Here is a 24,131-nt window from a genome sequence, read left to right as displayed (position 1 = left end):
GATGGTGGCTCCGTGAGCCAGGCCTTGCATCGGAAAAAGCAGCTGGGGCCGTACAACGGGAATCCCATACATGCTGACAGGAAGCACCCTATGCAGATCGCTAACACTGTTCATGGCGCTTTTCTTCTTCGCGCAACAACTTCCTCGCCAGAAAGCCCAGCCGCCTCGGCAACAACTGGATAATCAGCTTTTCGAGCCGTGATAGCTCCGCCCACATCTGATACTTCGTCGATGTGCCATATGGACGGTTCACAGTCAATGCCAGCACATATGTTCCGTCCGGATCTTCATATAAAGTGTATCGGCCGTCGATTTTTTTAAGCACTGCGAACCCAAGCGGACAATCATTTCTGTGTTCTGGCAACTCCTCAATATCGCCGGAAGAATGCGCATCCTGCGCACTGTCTACGTCGATCGTCATACTTTCATGTCCTCCCATCTACCGCTGTCTTCAAGGTAGAAGTAGCAAGTTTCTCCCACCCCAATGAATACGGCTTGCATAGCGTTTTTAACCCGATTGGCCACGCGCGAATAAGCATTCCAGGCAAGCTGGCGCGTGAAACTGGGGTACGGAAGATGAGCGGTCTCATTCAAAACTGCGCCGTAACCTGAAAGCCCAACGTCACGCTTGGCGCCGGAAAGCCAGATGGCGCATAGATCGGCGTCCCTGCGAATACGTCATAGCTGTACGTACCGAGACGCGACGGCACAGAACCCTTCAGGCCGATGGCCGCGCCTGCGAGCTGTGTGCCTGCGAGATTCGCGGCAGACGCCCCCCACAGGTGGCCGTAGTCGAGACCTGCATAGAGAACCTGTCCTGTCTGCCCGAGCGGATACTGGAGTTCGTTGCGCCAGTAGAAACCTTTTTCCGCCGCGAGCATCGTCTGACCGCTGAAGCCGCGCACCGTGTAGCGGCTCCCGATGGTCAGGTCGTCGATATAGTTCAGCTCGTCGTTGGTGAACTGGCCGTGTACGGTTCCAACGTAACGCAGTGACTGGTCTGCTACCTTGAACGGCACCGAGAGGTTCGCGTCGAGCGTCGCCATCTTGAAGCGGTAGGTCGGGCCACCCGGCGTATCGGGCATCGCACCGAGTCCACCGATACCCTGGCGGTAGGCGAGCGTACCGTCGAACTGCGCCGCGCCGAAGTAGTGCCGGTTGGTTAGCCCCGCCTCGATAAATGTATTGTCGCGGTATTGCTGCGGTATTTCGGTATCCTCGATAAAGCTCGCGCCGAACCGCTTGATGAGCTGGAACTCGACGCCCGACACACCGTTCTGGCTGCGGTGGAGAACCCGCTCCAGTTTCAGGCCCGCCGTCTGCGCGTTGCCGCTCGAAACGAACGTCTGGTTGATCCCCGCGACCTGCTGGTAGTACGTATTCGTATAGCCGTAGAGCGTGCCGGTCCAGTAGCCCCACGGTACAGCATACGAGGCGTTCCAGCCGTGCGTACCGAGATCCTGATTGCCGAACTGGAGATCCTGGTTGAAGCCTCCCGACAGTACGTCATTCAGGCCGAGGAGGTTGTACAGGCCGAGCGTCACGTTGCCGATATAACGACCTGTCTCATCCGTGCCCGAGTTGTCTGCCGAGACGACGAGTGACCATGGCTTTGAGCGCTTGACGGTCACGACGACGTCACTCTCGCCCGGCGACGTCCCAGGCACAATCTGCATGGTCGCGTCCTGGTTCGGTACGCGCTTCATCTGCTCCAGCCCCTGCTCAAGGTCGCGCAACTGGAGCGTGTCGCCGTCCCGCGCGGGAAACGCGGTTTTCCAGGTGCCGCGCGTATTCGCGTCGGCGAACTTGAGATTGCGGATAACGCCCGGTATAAGGGCGAATTTCAACGTCCCCTTTGACAGGTCCTGTGCGGGTAGCAGCACGCGCGTCGTAATGAAGCCACGGCTCAGGATGACGCCTTGCAGGCTCCTGGTCAGCAGGTCGAGGCCCTGTTTGCCGACGCATTGCCCCTCGTAGTGCCGCAGCCAGTCATGCAGGAACGCGAACGGGTCCATCGGTAGCGCCGACGCGCCCTTTGCGCGGTCGACCTCGGGCAATGTAGCCGGTACCTCTACCGCGAACGAGTCGAGACGGAAACACGGCGTTTCGACGGGCAGCACCGGCCATTCTCCGGCTACGGGCGCAGCCGAGCGAACAACGGGCGCGGCGACCGTCGCCGCCCGCTGCTGCGCATCGCGCTGCTGCTGAACCTGCTGTTGCTGTTCGGCGTTCGTGCGCGCCGCCGCTGCTATATCGGGCGGGGTTTGGGCGTGGACGGCGAGAGGAACAAGAACCGCGAGCGGGCCTAACGAACGCTTCTTCTTATTTTTCATCTTCACTTGTTGCTTCCGTCATCGTCCCTTTCATAGCTTTTGCGCGCCTTCTTGTAACTATTGTCGAAGGGCTTGATATGCAACATGTGTGCACGGCTAGAGAAACCACCCAACGCCATCATTCCAAAGCCCAACAAGAAACCAGCCATCCTGGCCCATCTTGGCAACCAATCGAATGCTAACCCTCCCACAAAGATTGCAAGACCAACCGCATACAAGGTTATACGCAGCCAACCAGAAAAATTCCCGTCTTCAATTATTTTCATTTTTTCGCCCCATTCGAATTCAAACTGAAGATTGAATTCGATTCTTGGGTTAGCCAATTCTGGATGCTCGTCGCAATGGGGTTATTGTTAATAACCGCAGCAGCGCCGTTCACAACTAATGATCCTGCCGGGTTGCGATCTCCAGCGATTTGCCCTGCAAGCGATACTGCCCCCTGATATGTGTATTGGCCAACATTTGGCTGAGCCAATTGCGATACAGCATCAGCGGCAGTACCCACCACAGTAGCTCCAAAGGTAATCTCTCCGAAAACGGGCGCAAGTGGAGACGGAACTGTTGCGGCCGTAGCCGCAGTGGAACCGATCCATCCCGCCGTGTTAGAAATCATCGAACTCGCGTTTAAGGTTGTACTACGCACGTAATCAAGGTCTGATTGACCGAAATTGGTAAATGGTCCGGTCACGTTGATCGAGCCGCCAGTGCCGCTCGATGGATACGTAAATTCGCTAGGCACCTGCCCGGGCGAAACACTGTTGTAGTTCGCCAGAATATAGCTCTGCAATGCGGAATCGGACGGCGCAATGATTTGCTGCAGGACCGGCTGTCCGCCTGATGTCTGCGGAGATGCCATCCATCGTGCACCAGAATCGGTCGGCGTCTGCCCCACCAGAATAGATGCCGCACCCGATGTAGTCGATCCGTTGACGCTCATGTCCATCTGGCGCATCTGGTCCTCGATCTGCGCTACAGTGTATTTCCCGCCGCTCGCATCGGACAATTGCTGCGCGAGCGATTTCTCCTTGGTATCCAGTTGACGATTGTAGAGGTCCACGTTCGTTGCGGTTGCCGCGCCCGCTGTTCCTCCACCGACCAGTGCGCCGCCCACGTTCGCTACGACGTTCGCGGCAAGGTTGCCCAGGAGGCTAGAACCCGTCTCGGCCGTGACGCCCTTTGAAAGACTTTCCAGTTGATCTGCCATCTTCGACGCAAGGCCGGCGCCCAGCCCGCCACCAACCGCCGTGAATACGCTGCCGCCACCGAGGCCGCCAATGAGCGCGCCACCTGCGGCCTGCAATATGGCGCGGCTGTCCCCGCCTTCATCCCACTGCTTGGCGTTGGCCACGTCAGTCGCATACGCGGCCCAGTCGCCATTCGCTGCATCTATCTTGGCCTGGTCAACGGCCGACTTGCGCTGGGCATCGGCATACGCGCCGATCCCTTGCGCGACGACCTGGCCTGCCGCCTGCGCAGCCTGCATCGTGTCGGCCTGCTGTGAGAGGAGGTTGTTCACATCGGGCGTTGCCGACACCGTACCATTGGTGTTCGTCGTATCGCGGCTCAGGTTCGCCACGTCCTGGGTCTGCGCGGTCTGGTTCGTGATGTTGATGGTGCCCGCGCTGATCGCGCTGCGCGTGGTCGCGCTCTGGTCGCCGTTGTCGTTCTGCGAAATCATCGGCGATACGCCACCTGTACCGCTCACCGAGCCAGGCCCAATCGCCTTACCGGTATTACCGACGCCCACACCCGCGCCGATACCGTTGCTTGACGCGCTGTAGTGCGACTGGTTCTGGATATCGCTGTACGTGAGCGTACCGGTCGCCAGCGAATTCTTCGACGCATCGGCATCGCTGGCAATCACCGCACCCGTCAGGTTCGTATTGCCCTTGACGTTGATATCGAAGCCGCCGCTGCCCGCCTGAATGCCCGCCTGTTCGTTCACCTGCGCATAGTTCGAATCGGCATGCCCGTTCTGCGCGCTGAAGCTCGCGCTGCCGCCCCCCTGGCTGATGCTGAATCCGCCGCCCGCGCTGCTCTGGTGCGCGGTGCTCACGGTCGTATCCTGCACGCTCTGGATATTAAGGTTGCCGCCGACGCTCGCCGTTACCTGGCCGCCGCTGACCTGCGAGCCGATGATGTTGGTATCGCCCCCCGAAACGACGGTAACGCTGTTCGTGCCGGTTACGTGCGAGGCGTTCTGGATCGCCGCGTCGCTGCTCGCATCGCCGTGCGCGTTCGACATCGAGGCGGACACACCGAAGCCTTGCGTGCCATACGAGACGCCAACACTCGCGCTGCTCGACTTGTTCGTGCTGGCGGTCTGGTCGGTGTCCGTGGTGTTGACGATGTTGACCTGATTCTTTGCCGCCAGCACAACATCATTGGCGCTTATGTCCGATCCGGCAATCGTGACATTACCCGACCCGGGCGTGCCATTGCCCGTTGCCGTGAAGCTCGCCGTACCACCCGCCTTGACGGTCGAGCCCAATTGCGTGGTCTGACTCTCGCTAAAGGTACTGCTGCTCTGGCTGGAACCAAAGCTCAACTGCGCACCGATACTCGGCGCATTGGGCCCCGTTGCACCGCCCATCAAGCTAGCCGCCCCCATGGCCGCCATTGCGGTGTCGCCGCCCGCCGCAATCGCGTGCAGCGCGGTCGCCCGCGAGTCGCTGTTGCCGCTCGCGAGCGCCTGGCCCTGCTGGTAGGCGCCGTTAATGGCATCGCCCACGCTGCCCGACAGACCGAGCGTGAAGCCGCTCTTCTGGGTCTCCTGCGCCTGGCTGTAATTCGAGGTGTTTGTCGCCGCGTCGATGGTGACATTCGCAGCCGTGCCCGTCACGTTCTGCGCCGCGAGTACATCGCTACCGGTGATGTGCAGGTTGTTGCCCGCCGTCATCGTCACGCTGCCGTTAAGGCTGCCGATGAGACTGCCGTTATTCGTTACGCTCGATTCCTGGTCGGTCTGCGTGAGCTTGCTGGTGCCAGCCGTGACCGTTAGGCCGCTCGTACCCAGCCCCGAATGCTGCTCCTGATAGCTGCCGGAGGACTGCATGGTGTCCTGCGTCGTGGTGATGGTGACGTCGTGCGCGGCACTCAGCGCCACGTCATTCGAGCCGACAATCGTGCTACCCGCCACGTTGATATCGTGACCGCTGCTGATGGACACGCCGTCGGCCGAAATCGTGCTGCCGAGCGACTGCGTCGTGGTCGTGTCGCGCGAGCTTGCGACCTGCTTGCTGCTCGCGACGTTGCTATGACTGGACGTCGACTGTAAATCGGAGACCTGCGTCGCAGTGGTCGCACCGATATTCACGTCGTTTACCGCCTGAAGATTCGCATTGCCCTGGCTCAGCACAATCGAACTGCCGCTGACGTTGATGTTGTTGCCCGATGCGACGGTCAGCGAATTGCCGGAATTGAGCGTCGTCGCCGTCAGCGTATCGGTGGAGGTGTGCAGCGAGGCCGAATAGCTGCGGTGACTGTCGCTGCCCGAGTAGTTGCTGTCGACAGTCGAGGTTGCCTTCGCTGCCTGCAACGTCACGTCACCGTTCGCCGCAATCGTCCCGCCACCGCCGAGGTTAATGTTCGCGCCCGTCGCGGTCAGGTTGCCGCCCACGCCGATCTGCGAGACGCCGCCCACGTTGACGGAACTGCCGGTCGTCTGGTTGAGGCTGGTATCCGATACACCATTCGCGCCCGCGACCACCTTGTGCTCGCCGGTCTGCACCGAGCCGAGATCGTAGTTGCCGCCCACGGCCATGCCGAGGTTGCCACCCACGTTCAGGTTGCCCCCATTCTGCTCGAAGTTGCCACCCGTCACGATTGCCGCGTTACCCGCCACGTTCAGGTTCGCGATGGGCCCAAGCGTCGTCGTGGTCCGTGTCGCGCCCGTCGCGCTGACCTGGTTGACGGTATTCACCGCGGTATTGAGGATCAGGTCGCCGCCTGCGTTCAGCGCGAGGTTCCCGGCGTTCACGGTGGCCGAGGTCAGGTCGACATTGCCCGTCGTCGTCAGCGACATGAGGCCGCCGCTTTGCAACGTACCGAACGCGTTGTTGATCTGCTGGCCCTGAATCGAGAGCGTATTGCCCGCCTGCACCGTACCGCTGTTATTGAAGGTCTGCACGTTCTGCAGATCGATGTCGGTCGCCGCGATAAGCGGCCCGTTCATGTTCTGCTGGCTGGCCTGCGCGAGATAGACGACCGGCACCAGCACGGACTGACCGTCGACGATCTCGGTCTGCATGATGATCACGTTGCTGGTGAGTGCCGCCACCTGGTCAGGTGACAGGCTCATGCCGAGCGGCAGGTCAAGGGACCCGGCGAGCGAGGCACCCGCTGCGAGCAGCGCTTCATACATCGACTGGACATCGGTGTACGGGCCGAGTACGGCCTTGCCGGTCAGCGAGGTAATCTCGTTCTGTACCAGCTGCTGTTCGTAAAGACCATCGCCGAGGCGCTTTTCGACGCTCTGCGGATTCAAGCCGAGCTGCTGCAGATAATAGTCGCTCGACAGGAACGATCGCGCGTTCGTGAAGGCCGGGTTCGACTCGATCAGGTACGGCGCGTTCGGTGCCGTAGCCGGCCTGAACAGGCCACCCTGCGGGATCGTCAGGTTGCTCAGGACGTTCACCGCCGTAGCGCTCGCGATGACGGGATTAACGAGCCCCGAGCCACTGTTGACCGAAGCCGCTCCGCCTTTCGTACCACCCGCGCTGCCGCTGACCCCGCCAACGGTCACCCCGCCGAGCGACTGGCCGGGGACAAGACCAAGCGACGGGACGCCCGCATTGCCCGCCGTATTGTCGATATTGACGCCCGTACCGGAAAGCGTACCCCCCGCGACGAAGCTCGACTCGTAGCTCGGGAGTGCGTAAGAGCGGATATCGGCGGGTGCCGCCTGGTAGCCGCCCGGATTGGACCCGACAAACGGCGCATCGCCGAACGGTAACGTCCAGTCCCCAATGCTATGGTCGTAGTTCGTGTAGTGATAGTACCCGGAGTACGTCACCTGTACTGCAGGCGCGGTCTGCCCCTGCCAGCTATTCTGGTCGAGCGTGACGGGCGCGGCAATATTGCCGACCGCCGCGACCGCGCTCCAGTAGTTCTGGAACAGCCCCACTTTCGACGCGTCCAGGTTGCCGCCCGCAATGATCTGCGCCTGCGGGCTGATGGACGCAATCAGGTTCGCCACCGCCACGCCCGTATAGGTCGTGTACTGGTAGCCGCTGTTCCACTGGCCGCCGTTGGGCGGCACCGTGTACACACCGCCAATCATGGTCAGGAAAGCCGGGTTATCCGGGGTGGTCCAGCCGACATACGGATTACCTGCGGAGCAGGCGGCCATGTTGATCGCGGTACACCCGGACAGACTGATCCCGAGCTGCGACAGCAGCGACGGATCAACCGGCTGATTCAGACCCGTCGTGGTCATCGTCGTCCGCGTATTGGTGACCTGACTGGCGTCGAGCGTCATGTCGCCCGCCGACTGGATCAGCGCCGACTGGTTGCGGATCAGGTTCGCGTTCGTATAGTTGCCGTTCGCATCCTTGCCGCCCGCCAGCACGACGTTACCGAGACCATAGATCGCGGTCGTCGCCTGCGTATCGGTCATCGTGGTGTCGTCGCGGTTCTCGATATCGGGCGCGAGCACTTCGAGCAGGCCGTTACTGTCGGTCGCGCCGATCAGCGCGGTCGGCCCGACATTCGTGATCGATTGCGCTGCGTTGACCGAGACGCTGCCGCCGACAATCGCCCCCGTATTCTCCAGCGTGTTCGAGTGCGTGGTGAGCGTGCCGCCGGCCATCATCGCGCCACTGTTGGCGATATCGCCCGCGTTGATGCCGAGGTTGTTGACCGCCGCCAGCGTTGCGCCGTTGTTAAACGTACCAGGAAGGGTAAAGGTCAGGTCGTGACCGGCACTGAATTGCAGATCCGGGGTGGGCGCGAAGTCGCCCTGAACGTTCACCGCCACATCGTTGGCGGCGCTGTATGCGCCGCCGCCCGTCAGTGCTGCTGCGTTCAGCGTCAGGTCGTGCGTCGCGCCGATCTGCCCGTTCGTATTCGTAATCGCGCCGGTCGTCGTGATGGCAAGGTCGCCGGTGGAACCGGCGAAGCTGCCGATCTCACCGCCGCTGTTGTCGACGGTATCCGCCTGCACCGCGACGCTCGCGCCGCTCAGCTGTCCGCCCTGCGTGTTCGAGAGCGATGACGTATTGACGGCCACGTTACCGTTGCCCGTGATTGCGCCGCCGCTATTGATGGTCTGGCTGCCGCCTTGGACGGTCGTATTTCCCGTACCGAGGTTGCTCACGAGACCATCTGTATTGTCGACCGAAGCGGCCTGAACGCCGAGCGTACTCGTATCGCCCGCCGTGCCCGTACCCGACTGGATCTGTCCGTTCGTATTCGTCAGCGCGCCGCCGCTCGCGAGCGACAGGGATGAAAGCGACCGTATCGCCCCTTGCGTATTGTTGATATTGCCCGCGACGTTTGCCGCGATATTGCCCTGCGCGGCGAGTACGCCGATCGCGTTGTCCAGGCTCCCGGCCTGCGCCACGATCTGGCCGGCAGTGATGATCTTCCCGCCGACATTTGATACGGAACCCGAACCGTTGCCCGGCGCAATCGTCAGGGTCCCCGTTCCGGCGGCGAGGATCGTACCGCCGTCATTGTCGAGCGTAGCCGGTGCGAGCGTCAGGTCCGCGCTGTTCGTCTGGATCGTGCCGCCGTTCGAGTTATCAAGCGTATGGCTGACGTTGACGCTCATTGGCGACGCGCCATACTGCGTGATCGTGCCGCCGTGATTGAGGAGATCCGTCGCGCCCAGCGCGAGCTGGTTCGCCTCGATATCGCCACCACTATTGTCAAGCGTGGAGCCGATTGCTAGCGACAGATTCGGCGCGACGATCGACCCGCCGTTATTGGTTAGCGACCCGCTATGGATTGTTTCGTTCGAGGCCGCACCGATCTCGCCGCCATTATTGGTCAGCGTACCGCTCGCGAGGCTCAGGTCGGCATTCGAGAGCAGCTTGCCGTTCGTGTTGTTGAGCGCACCGCCGACCGTTGCCGTGAGGCCGGTCTGACCGAGTACCAGACCCGCAGCATTGCCGAACGAACCGGCTTGGGCGCCGACCTGTCCGTTGCTTTTGATGGTACCGCCCGCGTTCGAGATCGACCCCGCGCCGTTGCCCGCATCAAGCGTCAGCGTGCCGGTACCTGCGTGAACAATCGTGCCGCCGTCGTTGTCGAGCGTAGCCGGGGCGAGCGTCAGGTCCGTGCTGTTCGTCTGGATCGTGCCGCCCGCCGAATTGTCGAGCGTGCCCGATACCGCGACGTTCATTGGCCCGCTACCCGTCTGCGTAACGGTTCCTGCGTGATTGATGAGGTCCGTCGCGTTGAGCGATACCTGCGCGGCCTGGGTCGTTCCCGAGCTGTTGTCGAGCGTTGTAGCGCTCTCCGTCACCGTCTGGCCTGCTGCAATCGACCCGCCGCCGTTGGTCAGATGCGAACCGGCATTGACCGTCGTATTGCCCGATGCGCCGAGCGAACCGCCGCTATTGTCGACCGATTGCCCAGTCACCAGGAGGTTCGTCTGCGCCGACACGGCGCCATGGTTGGCAATGCTCCCGCCTTGCAGCGTGACGCCGCCATTGCCGCCGATGACGCCGCCCTGTGCGCCGGTTGCGGTCGTGCCTGCCGCGTTCACCAGCTGGCCCGTCGTCGTGACCGACAGGCCATCGCCGTTCAGTGACGTAATGCGGCCTGCGGTATTGTCGAGCGACGACCCGGTTACCGACAAACCGCCGGCGCTCTGCATCGTCCCCTGGTTGTTCGCGATGGCGCCGCCGCTGACCTGCATCGCGCCCTGCGAGACAATCGAGCCACCCTGGTTTGCGAGCTGGCTAGACGCCTGCGCGATGAGCGGCCCCTGCGCCGAAATCTCGCCGCCCTGGTTCGACAGGTTGGCCGCGTTGAGCGTCACGCCGCCGCCCGTCAGCGAGCCGTGGTCGTTGTCAAGCGTACCTGCTGCGTTCGCCGCGACCGAGCCGCCTGCGCTCGTCGTCGCGCCTGCGAGGTTCAGGTCGCCTGCGTTTGCCGTCAGCGATACATTACCGTTCGCCGCTGTCTCGCTACCCGCGAGATTGACGCCGCTACCCGAGAGCGACGCATTGCCGCCCGCCACGTTCAGGGCGGTCGCGTTCAGCTGGCCGCCAGTCGCAACATTCAGGTCGCCCGAGCTACCGACCGAGCCATCGTTATTGACGCCTGCGCCGAGGGTACCGGTTGAATCGACGGACTCGGCGTTGACCGTGGTATTCTGCTGCGCCGCAAGCGTACCGCTATTCGTCAGCGCGCCCGCAGCAGAGAGGGTAGTACTCTGCTGCGCGTAGACGGTACCGCTGTTCGCGACGCTTGTCGCGTTGATACCTACGTTGCCGCTCGCGGTCATCTTGCCCGACTGGACAAGCTGGCCCGAAGTCGTCAGCGTGAGGTCGCCAGCCTGCGCGGCAATCGTACCGGCGTTCGCTACCCCGACACCATTCTCGTTGCCCACCAGAGTGATGCGGTTTGCGTACATACCGCCGAGCTGCGAGACGTCGATGGAGACGGCGGGCGCGGGTCCGCTGCCCGCGATAGGCGTCGGCGTCAGGCTCGCATAGTCGATATTGTTCGAGCCGGTCGTAACGTTCAGCGCATTGGCGTAGATCGCCGCATTAGCCTGCACGGCGCGCGCCAGTAAATCCACCTCATCGATGTTCGAGCCGACCAGTCCCGCGCCCTGAACGGTAATCGTGCCACCCGTCACGCTAAAGCCGGTGAGGTTGCCGCTACCGTCGATCAGCGGATTGCCGGTCGTTAGAATCCCTCTGGACGTATTGATGAAGCCGCCGCCATCAATGACCAGGCCCGAGGAATTGGCGATCACGACAGCCGCGGTTTTCTGGCCCGCGACTTCGACATAACCTCTCAGTTGTGAGGGGTTGTTGCTGTTCACCTGATTGACGATAATCCTCGCGGCGTCGTTCGGCCCGAAATTCGGATTACCGGAGATCTGGCCTGCGAGTTGAGTGTTCGTATTAACGGGCGAATTGTTGAGAATCGCGCCGTTTTTTTGTACATCGAACTGCGAATACGTATTCACGGATACGCCCGCATTCGACGGTCTGTTCACGTTCACTTGAGGCAGACCATTTGCCGTGCCGATGACACCGGGTGCATGTGCGCCAGCGGGTACGATCTGCGCGTACGACATGCCGGGCGCAAGACCGAAAATAGCCAGTACAGCAAAGGCCGCGTGACGCATGGCGAAAAGCGTAGTCGGTCGACGCGCGGACGACGGCCCGGTTTCTCCGTGACTTGTGCCATGTCCGATTGCGGTTTCTGCGACCGCGACGAGCATTCCCCGGAGCTTGCTGAACACAAGCCGGTAACAGTGGTTATTCATTGCTTGTACCCGTAATGCTGAACGAAGCCCCGCGCAACGCGAGGCGTTTTCCAATCGGTTTACGACGACGCAAGGCCATGACCGCAGATCGGGCGCCGCTTCGAGATTCGCTTTGAGCGTGCGGGTGACGAGACTATCAGACTGATTTCGAAATCACCATGAGGTAAGTCTGAATTTGTGCTGATCTGACAATGTTTGATAATTTCATCCGCCCTGCTTAATACGCGCTGGATTATTTTCGTGTCTCCAAATTGTCAAGAATCCTCAGTACTTTTGAGGTAAATCAGGACCGGGCGGCGCATCGTTACGTCGCGTAAAAATGACTATGCCTACGATGAAGGTCACAAGCAGCAACGTTACGACTGCTGAACCGGCGACGAAGATCGCGGGAATCTCGTCCATGCGCCTGCCTCCCGCTCCGCTATCGCGCGGCATTCATGCAAGACATGGCGCAGCATCCCCGGAGCCGATACTCACGACAGCCGCTCCGGGTGCGATGAGACAAGCGACGAGCGCAGCATCGCCACCCGCGTTGCGCCAGTGTCGAGGTTGCCGATTGCCAGTTCATGCGCGAGCCGCGTCAGGCCGACCCGCGCATACTCGATCCTTGCGCGCAGTTCCTCGGCGCAAAGGTCTGCTCTCTGGCTGCACTCAAGCCATGCAACCATCTCGAATATTGCGCCAACCCCATGCATATTCCGCTCGCAGTGAAAGGCGAGCAGGTCTTCGAGAATGGCGATACGGTTGTGGGGAGAACTGATATCTGAATTGCTGGGGGAAGCGTCTGACATGGTCCGTAGTCCCGTTCGGAGAAACAAACGGCCCGACCCAACGACGATTGGGTGAGCGGGCACATGACAGGGTTGGTCGACCGGCGTAGAACCAAACCGGCAGGCCCGAAGGCCTCCCTGCCAGGGCCCGTCCATAGACAGAAACGATGGACGAACACCAGCAGCCGCCTACCCTTGCGGGCAGGCGGGGTTCTACGTTTCAGGCGACTGCGCGTGTGCCTCGCTCAATAGCCTGCTCGCCTATCTCTTTGCCGGTCGTGGTCACTGCTACGTGCTCGACACGGGCGCGATGACGATGCAATACACGTTCGAGTTCGACCTTGAGATCCTCGAAATCGCGTTCCTGACGCAGTCGGGGGTACTGCCGCGACCGACCGGCGTATTGTGCAACCTCGTCGTCGCCTCGGACGACGTTTTCGGGCTCTCGAATCCAGTCGAGGATTTTCAGCCCTTCAATCAGGGCGTTTTCTCTACCGGGGTGCTCAATGCAAGCTAACCAGACCCCGACGCTGGTACCGCTGCCGTTCGCGACGAACGGGCTCAGGAACGTCATTCCCGAAGCGTCGCAGGCTGGCGTTACGCCGGGCGCGGCCTCGTTCAACGACGGTTTCCCACCGGTGACGATGCAGCCGAAAACGCAGGGAGGCGTACCGCCCGACGGCAAGGATTTCAACGGCATCCTCTACGATCTGTCGCAGACGGTACGCTGGGTGCAGGCCGGCGGGCAGTTCGTCTATAGCGCCCCTTTCGCGACCGATCCGAACGTCAGCGGCTATCCGCAGGGGGCGGTGCTCGTACGCGCCGACTATAGCGGCTTCTGGTTCAACGAGGCGGACAACAACACGACGAACCCGGACGCGACTGACGGTAGCGCGCGTAGCTGGGTTTCCCTGAATGCGGACTGGAACGCGGCGGGTGGCCCAGGGCAGATTCTCCACCGGCCCCCGCTGGCGACGGTAGCCACGACGGGTAGCTACGACGATCTCCTGAATAGGCCGACGATGCCGCCGGGACAGGTCAACAGCGACTGGAACGCATCATCGGGCGTGGCGGCAATCCTGAACAAGCCCGCGATCCAGCCACCGCTCGGATTTACCCCGGTCCAGCAGGGCGGAGGTGCGGGCCAGGGCAACAACAAGCTCTATCTCGGCTGGGATGGTTCCGGCCATATCCTCGGCCAGATCGACAACAACTCCAGCTTCGGCGCACTGGCGTGGCTGGCCGACGTAAACGCCGCCGTGGGGGGCGCATGGACAACAAACAATCTGCAGCCGCTCACCGTGAACGGGCTCGGCTATGTTGCCTTCATTGTGAAGAACGGCGACAGCAGCCAGTCTGCAAGCGAAGGAACGGTGATGGGGTTGCCGGGGCGGCCCGGTTCCTGGCTCAGTAGCGGCAGCGCGGCCGCAGCGAGTGATTACTGGTGCGTATGGACGAGGATAGCGTGACCGATTATCTCAATTACACGGACGTGCGAAACCCCGTATGGGCGGATGCGGGACAGCGCAGTATTGCCTGTCTGGTGAAGTTCGCTGCGTTTGCGGACTACCTGCCGTTCACCGCCATGCGTGACGACCCGCATGCGCACGGCGGCGAGATTTTCGAGGCGTGCGCGGCGGGGACGTATGGCCCGGTCGAACAATATGTTGCGCCTCTGCTTACGCCTCGTGATCAATACGCGGCGGCGATCGCGCAGGGTATCGACGTTACCTGCGTGGCGACACCCGCGTTGAACGCGACGTACGGCGTATCCGACGCGGACGTGTCCGGCATCAGCGCTGAAGCGCAATTCGTCGCGCTATACAAGGCGTTTACCAATGGCGCGGATACGCTGCCGTGGCCGGATGCAGACGGCCAGTTGCATGAGTTTCCCGATACCGAGACATTCATGGCCTTCTCGAAGGCGGCGGCGCAGTACGCCTCGGTCTGTCGCCAGGCGCTTGCAGCGCTACAGGCCGGTCATCCTGCCACGTTCCCGTCGAATGTTGTCATGCTGTAGGGCGAGCAAGATGCAGTCAAACCAGACTCCGGATCTCATGCCGGTGCCATTCGCGCTGAACGGCCAGCGCAATGTCATCCCGCAGGCTTCGCAGACCGGCATCACGAAGGGCGCCGCGTCGCTCAACGATGGTTTTCCGTCCGCGACGATGACGAGCCCGCTACAGGGGGCATTCCGCCGTTCGGTCAGGACATGAACGGTGTACTGTTCCTCTTTGCGCAGACATTGCGATGGGTGCAGGCGGGCGGCTCGTTCCTGTACGACGCGACGTTCGCCAGCGATCCGGACGTCGGCGGCTATCCGCAGGGGGCGGTACTGCTCAACGCCGCGCTCTCCGGTTTCTGGATCAACACCGTCGAGCACAACGTTACCGATCCCGATGCGACGGACGGCAACGCGCAGGGCTGGCTTTCCATGAACCCGGACTGGAACGCCACAAGCGGCCCGGGCCAGATCCTGAACCGGCCAGACCTCGCGAAGGTCGCGACGAGCGGCCGGTATGATGACCTTTCGGGCCTGCCCGTGCTTGCGGCAGTAGCCACCAGCGGCAGTTACATCGATCTGGTGAACGCGCCGGTGCCGGGCAACTACAGCGGGGTGATTGCCTCGTCCACAACGACCATACTGAACGCGTCGGCCAACGGTGCCCTGGTCGTGATCTCGGGCACATCGCACACGACGATACTGCCGACACCCATCGGGCGCGCGGGCATCCGGATCGATCTGCTCAACGGCACCAGCTATACGCAGACCGTCTCCACGCCTTCCGGCACGCATATCAACAGCCCCGGTGTGGCGGCGGACTCAACGTCCAGTTTCGCCCTGCAGCCATCGTTCACCATCGTGCGGATGGCGTCCGACGGCTCGAACTGGTTCGCCGATCCTCCACAGTCGAATGCCGACTGGAATGCAACGGCGGGCATTGCACAGATTCTCCATAAGCCCGCACTCGCGCCTGTGGCGACCAGCTGTAACTATGCTGACCTTACGAACAGACCTGCCAGCGCGATCGTCAACCTTCAGGCGGGCGCGGCGGTTATGCTTGACCTCACTCTGATCGTCAATGGCGCGCCGGAAATCCTGTTCAATCTACCGGTCGCGGGCGGCGCGACGACCACACTGACGATTGCCAATCCGCCCGCCGCTGGCGTGCTCGCCGAATTCGTGCTGGTGGTGGCGAACAGCGCGAACTCGAAAATTGTCTGGCCGGCATCGATCCGCTGGCCGCAGGGCAGCGCACCGTCGCTCACGGGCGTAGCCGGCAAGCTCGATACGTTCGTCATCTACACGCAGGACGGCGGTGCGACGTACTGCGGCTTCGTCGCCGCGCAGAATCAATGAGCCGTCTCGCATCCCGGCTGCTCATGTGCGCCGCGCAGCCCTATGTTGGCGTGCTTGACGGCCTTTCGGCATGGCCTGCTGGCGCATGGAGCCTTCGACGTCTGACCGGACGATATTCTGGGCCGGCAATTCGCGTCGTCCGCACTTCCGACAGTGCCACGGCGGATATCGGCTTTACCCCGCAGGGCGATTTGAGCGTGGCGTCACTGCTGGCTTTCGCGGGAGGCTCAAGCGCAGCTGTTTCCACCTGGTACGATCAGTCCGGATACGGTAGAAACATGACCCAATTAGCGGTTGCTCATCAACCGCTAATTGTGACGGCTGGAATGCTCAACACCGTCTCCGATCATTCGCCGCTACCTGGAATTCTTGCCGTGGGGACGGCCACCACGAGCCAGTACATGACTGCATCGGCAGGGCTCGTCATCAGTCAGCCATTCTCCCGCGTATCGGTAACCGGCTGTCCAGCAGGAGCAACGCCGACGACTTTTCCTGTTGTCGTCGGCACCTCCAATCAGACCGTGATCGCGCTCAGGGCGGCTAACAGGTACTACCAGATGTATGACTACACCACGGGGCTGCTGTCTGTGAATGCAGTACGGCTGGGCGATGCCAATATCGTGGACGAAAACTACAACACGACATCCAGCAGCATCGCCCTGAATGGCGCCGTCACGAATGGCTCTGTGGGTAGCCAGGATGATGGAATCAATCAGGTCACGGCTGGCGTTCTCTCCAGGTATGACGGTGCCAGCGCCGTGTTTGGTGAAGTGCTCCAGTTCGGCGCGCTGCTGGGCGCGTCTGACCAGGCGGCGCTCACTGGCGACCAGCGAACCTACTGGGGCACGCCTGGCCTGCTCGACATCCTCACCCTGTGGCCCGCAGGCGCATGGAGCCTGCGACGTTTGACCGGAACATACACCGGGCCATGCCTGACCGTTCGGCGCGATAGCGACCAGGCGACGAAAGATATCGGGTTCACAAAGACCGGCGATCTCAACATCGATGATCTGCTCGCCTTCGTTGGCCAATCCAACGGTTATGTCACGACATGGTACGACCAGAGCGGTCATGGACTCAACATGACTGCAACCCTCACAGTGCGCCAGCCGCTTATCGTGACGAATGGCGTACTCAATACTGCCTCGATGGTCGAAATTGCCCGGCATCCTGGCGACAGCAACGGTCACATCGGAGCAATATCTCGTCGCATCGGGCACCGCGTTCAATATTGGTCAGCCATGCTCGCGCGTATCCGTGAATGGCCTCCCACCTGCTACCACGACTGCAACTTTCGGCATCATGTGTGGCACAACAAATCCGGCATTGATTGGGCTTTACACGGCCAACGACCGATATCTGATGTACGACTATCCGACGAACTTTGCGTCTTTGACTACCTTCAATCAGGGCGACGTCAATATCGTGGCGGAAGATTACAACGGCATATCCAGTTCGCTCATATTGAATGGCGACACGACGACGGGCTCGATAGGTAGCGCGGGCCATGCGATTACCACGGTCGAAATCGGCACGCTGTCCCAGATCGCAGACGCGGCGGTGACTTTCTGCGAAGTGCTCCAGTTCGGCGCGCTGCTCGGGACCAATGACCAGACGCTGCTCTACAACAGCCAGAAAGCGTACTGGGGCAGTCCGTGAAACACGGCCCTTTCATCCCGGTCGTGCTGGCGTTCGTCGCGCTCGCCGCCTGCACCGTAATTCACATCGAAGGTAACTCGAATAGTGTGAGCGATCTCGAAGGCCATACCGCCACGGTCACCGTACCCGCGTCCTCATCCGCTCCGTCGATTTCACAATAGCAGCCAAACGCGCACTACGATTCCAAAGCCCTAGTCGCAAGCATGGCGGTGGCGTGTGTCCATCATCGTCTATCGGTATTCAGCGCCGTTTGAAGTCGTATTGAACATCGCGCTTGCGTTCGCGGCGTATGCGCGGCATGGCGACTTTGTCGACGACGCGCGCAAGCGGCCCGCCTCTCCCGGTATGCCCAGGACGTAACACCCGAATATCAACCCCCGCACCGGTACGCGCATCACGCGTAGGGTAGCCGCCACCCATCACCGCGAGCGTCAGGGCGGCTGTATTTCACCTGTTTGCGCGTGAATTTCCGCCGTCCGTCTCCCTCTCTTTTATTGCTTGCCTCTCGGGAAAAATGTCGAGGATATCGCAGCCGTCGGAAGCAACCGCACGAGCGACGAGCGCCTCGTTGTCGATCCGCAGGTTCTGTACTTACCCGAAAAAGCGATAAAGCGCGGCGGGCGCGAAATCGTCATCGGGCACGATGACAACATCTCCGCGAATCTGCCAGTCGACACCGGGACCGGCCCGTAGCAGGTATAGCGCGGTCGCGTTCTCGTTGACCGGCAACCATTACGATACCCGAGGTCGTCCACGATCATGACGTGTACGCCGTCGAGCATCACGGTGTCGCAGCACTCGCAGTCGGGGCCGATAAGCGCCTCAATCTGCGCCATCGTTCGCGGCCCTTCAAGCGCCTGCGTAGTGCCACCGGCACGCAGTACGCGCCGCGTCGGATAGGCGAGCTTCATTTGAGAGCCTCGTCCCCGAATTCTCCGAGCAGCATCCTCGATAGCGCAAGGCGTAGATCCTGCTCTGCCGAGGATTCGATAATGCCGCCATCGAGGACTGGCGCGAAGCGGACAAACTGGCACGCCTCGTCAATAACGACCTGATCCCACCGGCCCTTGCTATCGCGGTATATAACGCGCTGATACGAATGATCGGGTACGAGCTGGCCTGCCTCGGCGAGGTCCGCGAGTACGGCCTCGATATCATTCGTAACGCTCTTGTGTCCTTCCTTGTCCAGATCGGTAATCGCGATGAGGTTGAACGTTCGGGTCAAATAGCTGGAGCGCATGGTCCGTCGCTATAAAAAAGGGGCGCGTCGCTCGATTATAGGTAGCCACGGTAATCGTGGCGAAAGCAGGCGTTTCGGCCCCGGATTACCCCGAGAGAGGGGTCCCCGCGCGCATCGCGTCGGGGATACCTGGCGCCGCTACCGGCGGGCCTTTGAGGGCAATTTCAGCCTTGACCGAAAGGAGGTACATAGAGATACAGCTTGCAAGTACGCAGTGGAAGGGCTGTCGGAATCGCTCGCGCTGGAAGTGAAACCGCTCGGCATCGGCGTGCTGATCGTCGAGCCTGGGCCGTTTCGCACCAACTGGGCGGGTCCGTCGATCAAGCAGTCGGCAACGTTGATCGACGACTATGCGTCGACCGCCGGCGAGCGCCGCAAGCAGACCGAAGCGCGCAGCGGCCAGCAGGCCGGCGACCCGGTGCGCGCCGCGCAGGCGATCATCGATGCGGCGTTGTCGGACGCGCCGCCACTGCGTCTGCTGCTCGGCAAGACCGCGCTCGATCTCGCGTACAGGAAGCTCGACTTTCTGCGCGGCGATTTCGACACCTGGCGAGCGACGACCGAGGGGGCGGATTATCCGGAAGGGACGGCGTAGAGCGGGTTTATCAGGCGAGCCTCGGCCCGCCGCTTAAAACTCCACCAGCGCAAAATCTTCCTTGCCCACATCGCACAGCGGGCAGCGCCAATCGGCCGGCACATCGGCCCAGCGCGTGCCCGGCGCGATGCCCTCTTCCGGCACGCCGGCGGCTTCGTCGTAGACCCAGCCGCAGATCACGCAGACCCATTGCTTGAAATCGTCGGCTGTGGCGACGTTCGCGGCCGACGGCGCATCGGGCGTACCGGTCGCAGCGGCATCCGCCGCGCACGTGCTCGCCGTCGCATCGAGGCTCACGACGAGCGGAGCGACCGTACCGCTACCGGTTCCCGCGAGCCGCGCCTTCAGGCTGTCGAGCAGGCGCTGCGCTTCGTCGTTGGTCAGATCGATCCAGTACGGATCGCCGGCGCCGTCGTTGAGCCGCTCGGGGGAAAACTGGATTTCTACGGCTACGCCCTTCTTGTACATGGCAATCAAAAATCTCGAGAAAGCCGGCGACGCACGCCGGCACAAGGCTGCCCGCGCGACGCGGGCGCTGCTTCAGTGCGCGTGGACCAGCAGATTCAGCGCGATCGAGGCGATCAGGCCAGCGGCGCCGATCAGGCCAAGCAACTGCAGCAGAGTGAGGGATTTACGCGAGTTGGTAGGGGTTTGTTGCGTGGTCACGAGCGAGTCTTGAAGTTCGGAAAAAGCGCAATGGTACACGGGTGCGGACGCGACGAATGTCGATTGGCGCAAACTCACGCGCAATAAAAGTACCGGGCGATATTATCGCCGCTCGCGCGCCGCGCATTGTCTACGGTGGGGAGATGGATTAATTCCGGGCGAGGGGGAAAGCCGTGGCGGGACTGGGTGCGCGGCGCCGGTGAACACCCGCGCCGCGCCGCGCTCAGGTCTTGGCGAGCGGATCGCCGTGACGCGAATCCCAGAAACGGATCACCGCCGTATCGCCGGTGCCCGCGCCGACCACCTGGTCCGGCGCGCCGCACTCGCGCAGCAGCGCGCGCAAGTCGTTGATGACCGGGAACACCTCGTGATTCCAGTCCGCTCCCTGCGAATCGTGGGCGCGCTGCTCCGCCTCGACGATCTCGCGATCCTCCTTGAAAATGCGCTCGGTGAACCACACCAGCAGCGGCCATGCGAGATTCATCACACCCGGAATGCCGGGCTTGCGGATCGACAGCAGCCCGAACGTTCGGTTGGTGCGCTGCTCGCGGTCAAGCGGCACATAGACGATCCACAGGTCCATCACCAGCGTCTGCTCGACGTTGCGGATTTGCAGCGTCTGGAACGGGTATTCGGTGCGGATCGTCATGACGTCTTTGTCGCCGGAGCCACCGGTCTTGCGCCTCTCGCCGAACACCATCGCCTCGCCTAGCGGCTGCTGCCCCTCCATGCGCGCAAACGTGTAGTCGACCTCGACCCAGCCCTCACCGCGCCGCCGCCCGAGCGAACGCGCGCGCATGCGCCCCATCTGGCGGCGATGCAGGAACTGATGATTCATGTCCATCAGGTTCTCGTGCATGAACGAATAATGACACTTGACCGGACGGCCGAAGCGGCGCGTCTTGTACTTCGGGTCGGACACCGAGCGAAAGCCCGGCAACGGCCGCTCCTCCGCGAGCGCGGCGTCGCCCGGAAACACGAAGATCAGCCCCTCCACTTCCTGACACGGATACGAGCGCACCCCGTTCGGTAGCCGCTCGCGGCCGAGGTACGGCACGTCGATGCACTTGCCCGAGCAGTCGTAGGTCCAGCCGTGATAGCCGCAGCGAATCGATTCGCCGTCGACCACGCCCTGATGCAGCGGCACCTGCCGATGCGCGCACCGATCTTCCAGCGCGAACACTTTGCCGCTCTCGGTGCGCGCGAGCACGATCGGATCGCCGGCGAAGGTCACGCCGAGCGTCTTGCCGCGCTTCACTTCATGCGACCACGCGAGTGGGTACCAGTAATCCGGATGAATGGCGACGCGGCGCAGATCGCGCACCGGCGCCTCGTGAGTGGCTTGAGCAGGCGCGGCAGCGAGCGTTGCGCCTGCGTATTCCTGTTCCTGTTCGAGCGGGGGAACTGCATGCATAGGTCAAAGCCTCCGTGCACCAGCTGATGGAAGGTTGCCGCGCTGCATGGCAGTGCGGCATCTTCACCAGTCTACTTGATGCAGCCGCCGCATGGCACTTTCGCCGACATGCGCGATGCGTCGCAGCACACGTTGCGCAGCAGCGCGCATCAGGGTGACCGAGCCCACCTTTACCACACCCGCCCTACAGAAACATTGACCTGCACTTCGAACTGCTCAATCCTCGTCGACCGCGACGAGCCCGGATCGCCTTTGCACGCCCCACGCGCGGCCGCCGCGCAGAAAATGCAGCCAGCCGAGCGCGGCGCCCAGATGACGCGCGAGCTGGAACGTGAACGGCTCCGCAACGGCCGCGAGCATCGCCATGCCGAGACTGTTGCCACTGCGCTCGCCGGTCCAGCGCCGATAGAGATGAATGCTCCACAGGTAAAACGCCAGATCGATCGCCGTTTTCAGGCCGATCACGCTGAAGATCGACACGACGATCGCCCCGTGTCCGCCGAACAGAAAACCGAGTAGCAATGCGAATGCCGTGAGGCCGTAAATCGGCTGCATCGTGTCGACCGCCTTGACTGGCAGCATCAGCATGCCGAGCGTGCCGTAGCGCCGATTGCCGGTCATGTCGCGGTTCCAGTACTGCGTCTGCAGGAAACCCGCGAACCAGCGGCGGCGCTGGCGCAGAAAGCTTGCGAGGGTGTCGGGCGCATCGGTGCGCGCATGCGCTTCGCCGACCACGCGCACGTCCCAGCCGAGCTTGTGATCCACCGAATAGCGGCGCAGCCGGTGAATCAGTTCGTAATCCTCGACCAGACACTGCGGATCGAAGCCGCCGACCGCGACGAGCGCATCGCGCCGGAACGACGCGAATGCGCCCGAGATCAGCAGCAGGCTGTCCGCGCGCATCCACGCGAAACGCGCGATGAAGTTGCGCATGTACTCGTAGGTCTGGAACCACTGGAACACGCGGCCCGACAGCGACTTGCCGCAGACCGGCACGAGAATGCCCGCTGCCGCGACGAGCGACGGCCCGCTCGCGAACGCGGCGCGCATCGCGTAGGTGGCGTCGTCGTCGAGCAGCGTGTCGGCGTCGACGGTCATCACGGTGTCGGTCGTCATCACGGTGATCGCGGCGTTGAGCGCGCGGGCCTTGCCGCCGTGCGGCACGCGCAGCCAGAACAGGTTCGGATGCAGCGAGCTCGGCGCACTCAGCACGCCATCGGCGGCGGACGTGAGGCCGAAGCGTTGCGTGAGCAGCTCGGCGGTGGCGTCGGTGGAGCCGTCGTCGGCGATCACGATCTGCGCGGGGCCGTGCGTTTGCCGCAGCAGCGCGGCGAGCGTGACCGGCAACACGGCCGCCTCGTTACGCGACGCGACGATGACACCCATGCCCGGCAACTCGCGCCGTTCGTGGTCGGCTTCGAGCGGCGCCGCGCGGCGCATGAGCGGCAACGACTTCCACGTGACGAACGCGAGCAGCAACGTGTCATATACGACATACGCAATTCCGGTCGACCACGCGAGCGCGCCACGCAGAAAGAATGCTCGCGCGAACAGCAGTGCCCACAGCACGACGACGCTGGAATGGATCAGCGTGCTCGATAGCGTCGCGCGACGCGGCAGAATGCGCGGCGACGCGACAGCGAGTGCCTGTTCGAGGGTCTTCTTCAAGGCGAGTGTCTCAGGTTCAGCTGGGTTGCGGTTAGTTGGCGAAGCGGTGTTCGCGCGCCATCAAAAACACGCCGCGACTTCACGGCGTCATGCGCTTCAACACCGATTTGCGATCGAGCCACTCATGCTTGAGCGCGCCGCCGATATGCATCGCCAGCAACGCATAGAGCGCATAGCCGAGCCACGTATGCAGCGCGCCGAAGCGATCGTGCAACGTCTCTTTCAGTGTCGGGTCGAGATGCATCACATAGCCGATGCGCGGCCATTGGAACAGGCCGAACCAATGCATCGGATGCGTGGCCGCGTCTTTCCACGCGGAATCGTGCAGCCAGCCGGATAGCGGCAACGCAATCATCAGCAAATACAGCGCGAAGTGCGCGAGTTGCGCGGCGGTCTTTTCCCACGACGGAAACTCGCGCGGCAACGGCGGCGGCTTGTGCGACACGCGCCACAGGATGCGCAGCAGCGCGAGCCCGAGCACCGTGATGCCGATCGATTTGTGCGTGTCGATCACCGGACGCACCCAGTCGTCGGGCAGCGAATCGGCGGACAGAGCGAGCACGACATTGGCGCACATCAGCAACGCGATCAGCCAGTGCAGCGTCATCGCGGTGCGCGTATAGCGCGGCGGGCGAGAGGCATCGGTCGAATCGGTCAGGGAATTCGCTTGGATGTTCATGGGTGTTCCGTTCGCGAAGGCGATGAATGCCGCGAAAGCTGTTTGAAAATCGACGCTACCGGTATCACGCGAACGCCCTAGTGTGCCGTTTTATTCCGCAAAGCGCTTAACCTGCGTGTTTCAGTTTGTTTCGGGCTTTGGATGCACGACACGCGCGCAAATCGCACTCGCGTGGCCGCTTTTTAGCTGGTGTTTTGGCCCATGTTCTGGCTGGCGTCCCGCAGATCAGCGCGGGACTCGCGGCAGCATCGAGTTCGCCTTGCGCTTGCGCGCGTTCGAGCCGTCGCTCGAACGC

Annotated in this window: 21 protein-coding genes and 1 pseudogene; 9 read left to right on the top strand and 13 right to left on the bottom strand. The window is 62.2% G+C overall.

Translation table 11 applies throughout. The features are described 5' to 3' along the window. Window positions 1-100 precede the first annotated feature (100 nt). The 6 genes from HDG39_RS08060 to HDG39_RS08035 all read right to left on the bottom strand — a co-directional run bounded on the left by HDG39_RS08060 (window position 101) and on the right by HDG39_RS08035 (window position 12,575). Window positions 101-421 (bottom strand): hypothetical protein, encoded by a 321-nt coding sequence (locus HDG39_RS08060; RefSeq protein ID WP_184004779.1) that lies wholly within the window; start codon window positions 419-421, stop codon window positions 101-103. Window positions 422-590: 169 nt separating this feature from the next. Further along, window positions 591-2,333 carry a ShlB/FhaC/HecB family hemolysin secretion/activation protein gene (locus HDG39_RS08055; protein WP_184005222.1) on the bottom strand — a complete coding sequence of 581 codons (1,743 nt, stop codon included), beginning with the start codon at window positions 2,331-2,333 and terminating at the stop codon, window positions 591-593. Between the two features lie 2 nt (window positions 2,334-2,335). Then, window positions 2,336-2,599 carry a hypothetical protein gene (locus HDG39_RS08050; protein ID WP_184004776.1) on the bottom strand — a complete coding sequence of 88 codons (264 nt, stop codon included), beginning with the start codon at window positions 2,597-2,599 and terminating at the stop codon, window positions 2,336-2,338. Next, entirely contained in the window at window positions 2,596-11,784 is a 9,189-nt protein-coding gene (locus tag HDG39_RS08045) for a two-partner secretion domain-containing protein (protein WP_184004774.1), read from the bottom strand. The genes HDG39_RS08050 and HDG39_RS08045 overlap by 4 nt, the downstream gene beginning before the upstream one ends. A gap of 264 nt (window positions 11,785-12,048) precedes the next feature. Beyond that, window positions 12,049-12,186: a hypothetical protein gene (locus HDG39_RS08040; protein ID WP_184004770.1), complete on the bottom strand. Its 138-nt coding sequence runs from the start codon at window positions 12,184-12,186 to the stop codon at window positions 12,049-12,051. A 71-nt stretch (window positions 12,187-12,257) separates the two neighbouring features. Next, window positions 12,258-12,575 carry a hypothetical protein gene (locus HDG39_RS08035; RefSeq protein ID WP_184004767.1) on the bottom strand — a complete coding sequence of 106 codons (318 nt, stop codon included), beginning with the start codon at window positions 12,573-12,575 and terminating at the stop codon, window positions 12,258-12,260. A 133-nt stretch (window positions 12,576-12,708) separates the two neighbouring features. Between HDG39_RS08035 and HDG39_RS08030 the strand changes: the two genes are divergently transcribed. The 8 genes from HDG39_RS08030 to HDG39_RS07995 are packed head-to-tail and all read left to right on the top strand — an operon-like array spanning window position 12,709 to window position 17,735. Further along, on the top strand, window positions 12,709-13,071 hold the full coding sequence (locus HDG39_RS08030) for a baseplate wedge 1 family protein (RefSeq protein WP_184005220.1): 363 nt from the start codon (window positions 12,709-12,711) through the stop codon (window positions 13,069-13,071). After that, window positions 13,061-14,023, top strand: a complete 963-nt coding sequence (locus HDG39_RS08025; protein ID WP_184005255.1) for a hypothetical protein — start codon at window positions 13,061-13,063, stop codon at window positions 14,021-14,023. Before HDG39_RS08030 ends, HDG39_RS08025 begins: the two co-directional genes overlap by 11 nt. Then, window positions 14,020-14,574 carry a DUF4376 domain-containing protein gene (locus HDG39_RS08020; RefSeq protein WP_184004763.1) on the top strand — a complete coding sequence of 185 codons (555 nt, stop codon included), beginning with the start codon at window positions 14,020-14,022 and terminating at the stop codon, window positions 14,572-14,574. Before HDG39_RS08025 ends, HDG39_RS08020 begins: the two co-directional genes overlap by 4 nt. A gap of 37 nt (window positions 14,575-14,611) precedes the next feature. Continuing rightward, entirely contained in the window at window positions 14,612-14,770 is a 159-nt protein-coding gene (locus HDG39_RS08015) for a hypothetical protein (RefSeq protein ID WP_184004759.1), read from the top strand. Beyond that, window positions 14,767-15,915: a hypothetical protein gene (locus HDG39_RS08010; RefSeq protein WP_184004757.1), complete on the top strand. Its 1,149-nt coding sequence runs from the start codon at window positions 14,767-14,769 to the stop codon at window positions 15,913-15,915. The genes HDG39_RS08015 and HDG39_RS08010 overlap by 4 nt, the downstream gene beginning before the upstream one ends. Then, window positions 15,912-17,414 carry an arabinofuranosidase catalytic domain-containing protein gene (locus tag HDG39_RS08005; protein ID WP_184004753.1) on the top strand — a complete coding sequence of 501 codons (1,503 nt, stop codon included), beginning with the start codon at window positions 15,912-15,914 and terminating at the stop codon, window positions 17,412-17,414. Before HDG39_RS08010 ends, HDG39_RS08005 begins: the two co-directional genes overlap by 4 nt. Further along, on the top strand, window positions 17,380-17,574 hold the full coding sequence (locus HDG39_RS08000; RefSeq protein ID WP_184004750.1) for a hypothetical protein: 195 nt from the start codon (window positions 17,380-17,382) through the stop codon (window positions 17,572-17,574). Before HDG39_RS08005 ends, HDG39_RS08000 begins: the two co-directional genes overlap by 35 nt. Then, a complete protein-coding gene (locus tag HDG39_RS07995; protein ID WP_184004747.1) occupies window positions 17,571-17,735 on the top strand; it encodes a hypothetical protein in 165 nt (54 codons plus the stop codon). Before HDG39_RS08000 ends, HDG39_RS07995 begins: the two co-directional genes overlap by 4 nt. Window positions 17,736-18,065: 330 nt before the next feature. Here the strand turns inward: HDG39_RS07995 and HDG39_RS07990 are convergent, their stop codons facing one another. Both HDG39_RS07990 and HDG39_RS07985 read right to left on the bottom strand, forming a co-directional pair. Further along, window positions 18,066-18,485 (bottom strand): hypothetical protein, encoded by a 420-nt coding sequence (locus HDG39_RS07990; protein ID WP_260327595.1) that lies wholly within the window; start codon window positions 18,483-18,485, stop codon window positions 18,066-18,068. Then, window positions 18,482-18,814: a hypothetical protein gene (locus HDG39_RS07985; RefSeq protein ID WP_184004744.1), complete on the bottom strand. Its 333-nt coding sequence runs from the start codon at window positions 18,812-18,814 to the stop codon at window positions 18,482-18,484. The genes HDG39_RS07990 and HDG39_RS07985 overlap by 4 nt, the downstream gene beginning before the upstream one ends. A 199-nt stretch (window positions 18,815-19,013) precedes the next feature. On the opposite strand from HDG39_RS07985, the pseudogene HDG39_RS07980 reads away from it, so the two are divergent. Further along, window positions 19,014-19,409: pseudogene (locus HDG39_RS07980) on the top strand (Rossmann-fold NAD(P)-binding domain-containing protein); the annotation flags it as partial. Window positions 19,410-19,442: 33 nt separating this feature from the next. Here HDG39_RS07980 and HDG39_RS07975 read toward each other — a convergent pair. The 5 genes from HDG39_RS07975 to HDG39_RS07955 all read right to left on the bottom strand — a co-directional run bounded on the left by HDG39_RS07975 (window position 19,443) and on the right by HDG39_RS07955 (window position 23,836). Continuing rightward, the gene (locus tag HDG39_RS07975; protein WP_184004742.1) at window positions 19,443-19,877 is read right to left on the bottom strand and encodes a rubredoxin; all 435 of its coding nucleotides are present in this window, start codon (window positions 19,875-19,877) and stop codon (window positions 19,443-19,445) included. Between the two features lie 72 nt (window positions 19,878-19,949). Beyond that, complete coding sequence (locus tag HDG39_RS34940; RefSeq protein ID WP_260327592.1) at window positions 19,950-20,075, bottom strand: hypothetical protein; 126 nt, start codon at window positions 20,073-20,075, stop codon at window positions 19,950-19,952. A gap of 223 nt (window positions 20,076-20,298) precedes the next feature. Continuing rightward, window positions 20,299-21,489, bottom strand: a complete 1,191-nt coding sequence (locus HDG39_RS07965) for a Rieske 2Fe-2S domain-containing protein (protein ID WP_184004737.1) — start codon at window positions 21,487-21,489, stop codon at window positions 20,299-20,301. Between the two features lie 216 nt (window positions 21,490-21,705). Further along, the gene (locus HDG39_RS07960; protein ID WP_184004734.1) at window positions 21,706-23,157 is read right to left on the bottom strand and encodes a glycosyltransferase family 2 protein; all 1,452 of its coding nucleotides are present in this window, start codon (window positions 23,155-23,157) and stop codon (window positions 21,706-21,708) included. 79 nt (window positions 23,158-23,236) lie between these two features. Then, window positions 23,237-23,836, bottom strand: a complete 600-nt coding sequence (locus HDG39_RS07955) for a cytochrome b (RefSeq protein WP_184004731.1) — start codon at window positions 23,834-23,836, stop codon at window positions 23,237-23,239. Between the last annotated feature and the right edge of the window lie 295 nt (window positions 23,837-24,131).

The sequence above is a fragment of the Paraburkholderia lebeckiae genome (assembly GCF_014201005.1).
GTDB lineage: Bacteria > Pseudomonadota > Gammaproteobacteria > Burkholderiales > Burkholderiaceae > Paraburkholderia > Paraburkholderia tuberum.
Note: the sequence above shows the minus strand (reverse complement) of the source record. Positions and strands in the feature narration are given on the sequence as shown.

What these genes read in the sequence shown, in the direction of transcription:
- HDG39_RS07955 (WP_184004731.1), bottom strand. Translation starts at nt 23,836, where the DNA reads ATGAACATCCAAGCGAATTCCCTGACCGATTCGACCGATGCCTCTCGC.
- HDG39_RS07975 (WP_184004742.1), bottom strand. Translation starts at nt 19,877, where the DNA reads ATGTACAAGAAGGGCGTAGCCGTAGAAATCCAGTTTTCCCCCGAGCGG.
- HDG39_RS08005 (WP_184004753.1), top strand. Translation starts at nt 15,912, where the DNA reads ATGAGCCGTCTCGCATCCCGGCTGCTCATGTGCGCCGCGCAGCCCTAT.
- HDG39_RS08055 (WP_184005222.1), bottom strand. Translation starts at nt 2,333, where the DNA reads ATGAAAAATAAGAAGAAGCGTTCGTTAGGCCCGCTCGCGGTTCTTGTT.
- HDG39_RS08015 (WP_184004759.1), top strand. Translation starts at nt 14,612, where the DNA reads ATGCCGGTGCCATTCGCGCTGAACGGCCAGCGCAATGTCATCCCGCAG.
- HDG39_RS07985 (WP_184004744.1), bottom strand. Translation starts at nt 18,814, where the DNA reads ATGCGCTCCAGCTATTTGACCCGAACGTTCAACCTCATCGCGATTACC.
- HDG39_RS08050 (WP_184004776.1), bottom strand. Translation starts at nt 2,599, where the DNA reads ATGAAAATAATTGAAGACGGGAATTTTTCTGGTTGGCTGCGTATAACC.
- HDG39_RS08035 (WP_184004767.1), bottom strand. Translation starts at nt 12,575, where the DNA reads ATGTCAGACGCTTCCCCCAGCAATTCAGATATCAGTTCTCCCCACAAC.
- HDG39_RS08045 (WP_184004774.1), bottom strand. Translation starts at nt 11,784, where the DNA reads ATGAATAACCACTGTTACCGGCTTGTGTTCAGCAAGCTCCGGGGAATG.
- HDG39_RS08010 (WP_184004757.1), top strand. Translation starts at nt 14,767, where the DNA reads ATGAACGGTGTACTGTTCCTCTTTGCGCAGACATTGCGATGGGTGCAG.
- HDG39_RS08025 (WP_184005255.1), top strand. Translation starts at nt 13,061, where the DNA reads ATGCAAGCTAACCAGACCCCGACGCTGGTACCGCTGCCGTTCGCGACG.
- HDG39_RS07965 (WP_184004737.1), bottom strand. Translation starts at nt 21,489, where the DNA reads ATGCATGCAGTTCCCCCGCTCGAACAGGAACAGGAATACGCAGGCGCA.
- HDG39_RS08060 (WP_184004779.1), bottom strand. Translation starts at nt 421, where the DNA reads ATGACGATCGACGTAGACAGTGCGCAGGATGCGCATTCTTCCGGCGAT.
- HDG39_RS07990 (WP_260327595.1), bottom strand. Translation starts at nt 18,485, where the DNA reads ATGAAGCTCGCCTATCCGACGCGGCGCGTACTGCGTGCCGGTGGCACT.
- HDG39_RS08040 (WP_184004770.1), bottom strand. Translation starts at nt 12,186, where the DNA reads ATGGACGAGATTCCCGCGATCTTCGTCGCCGGTTCAGCAGTCGTAACG.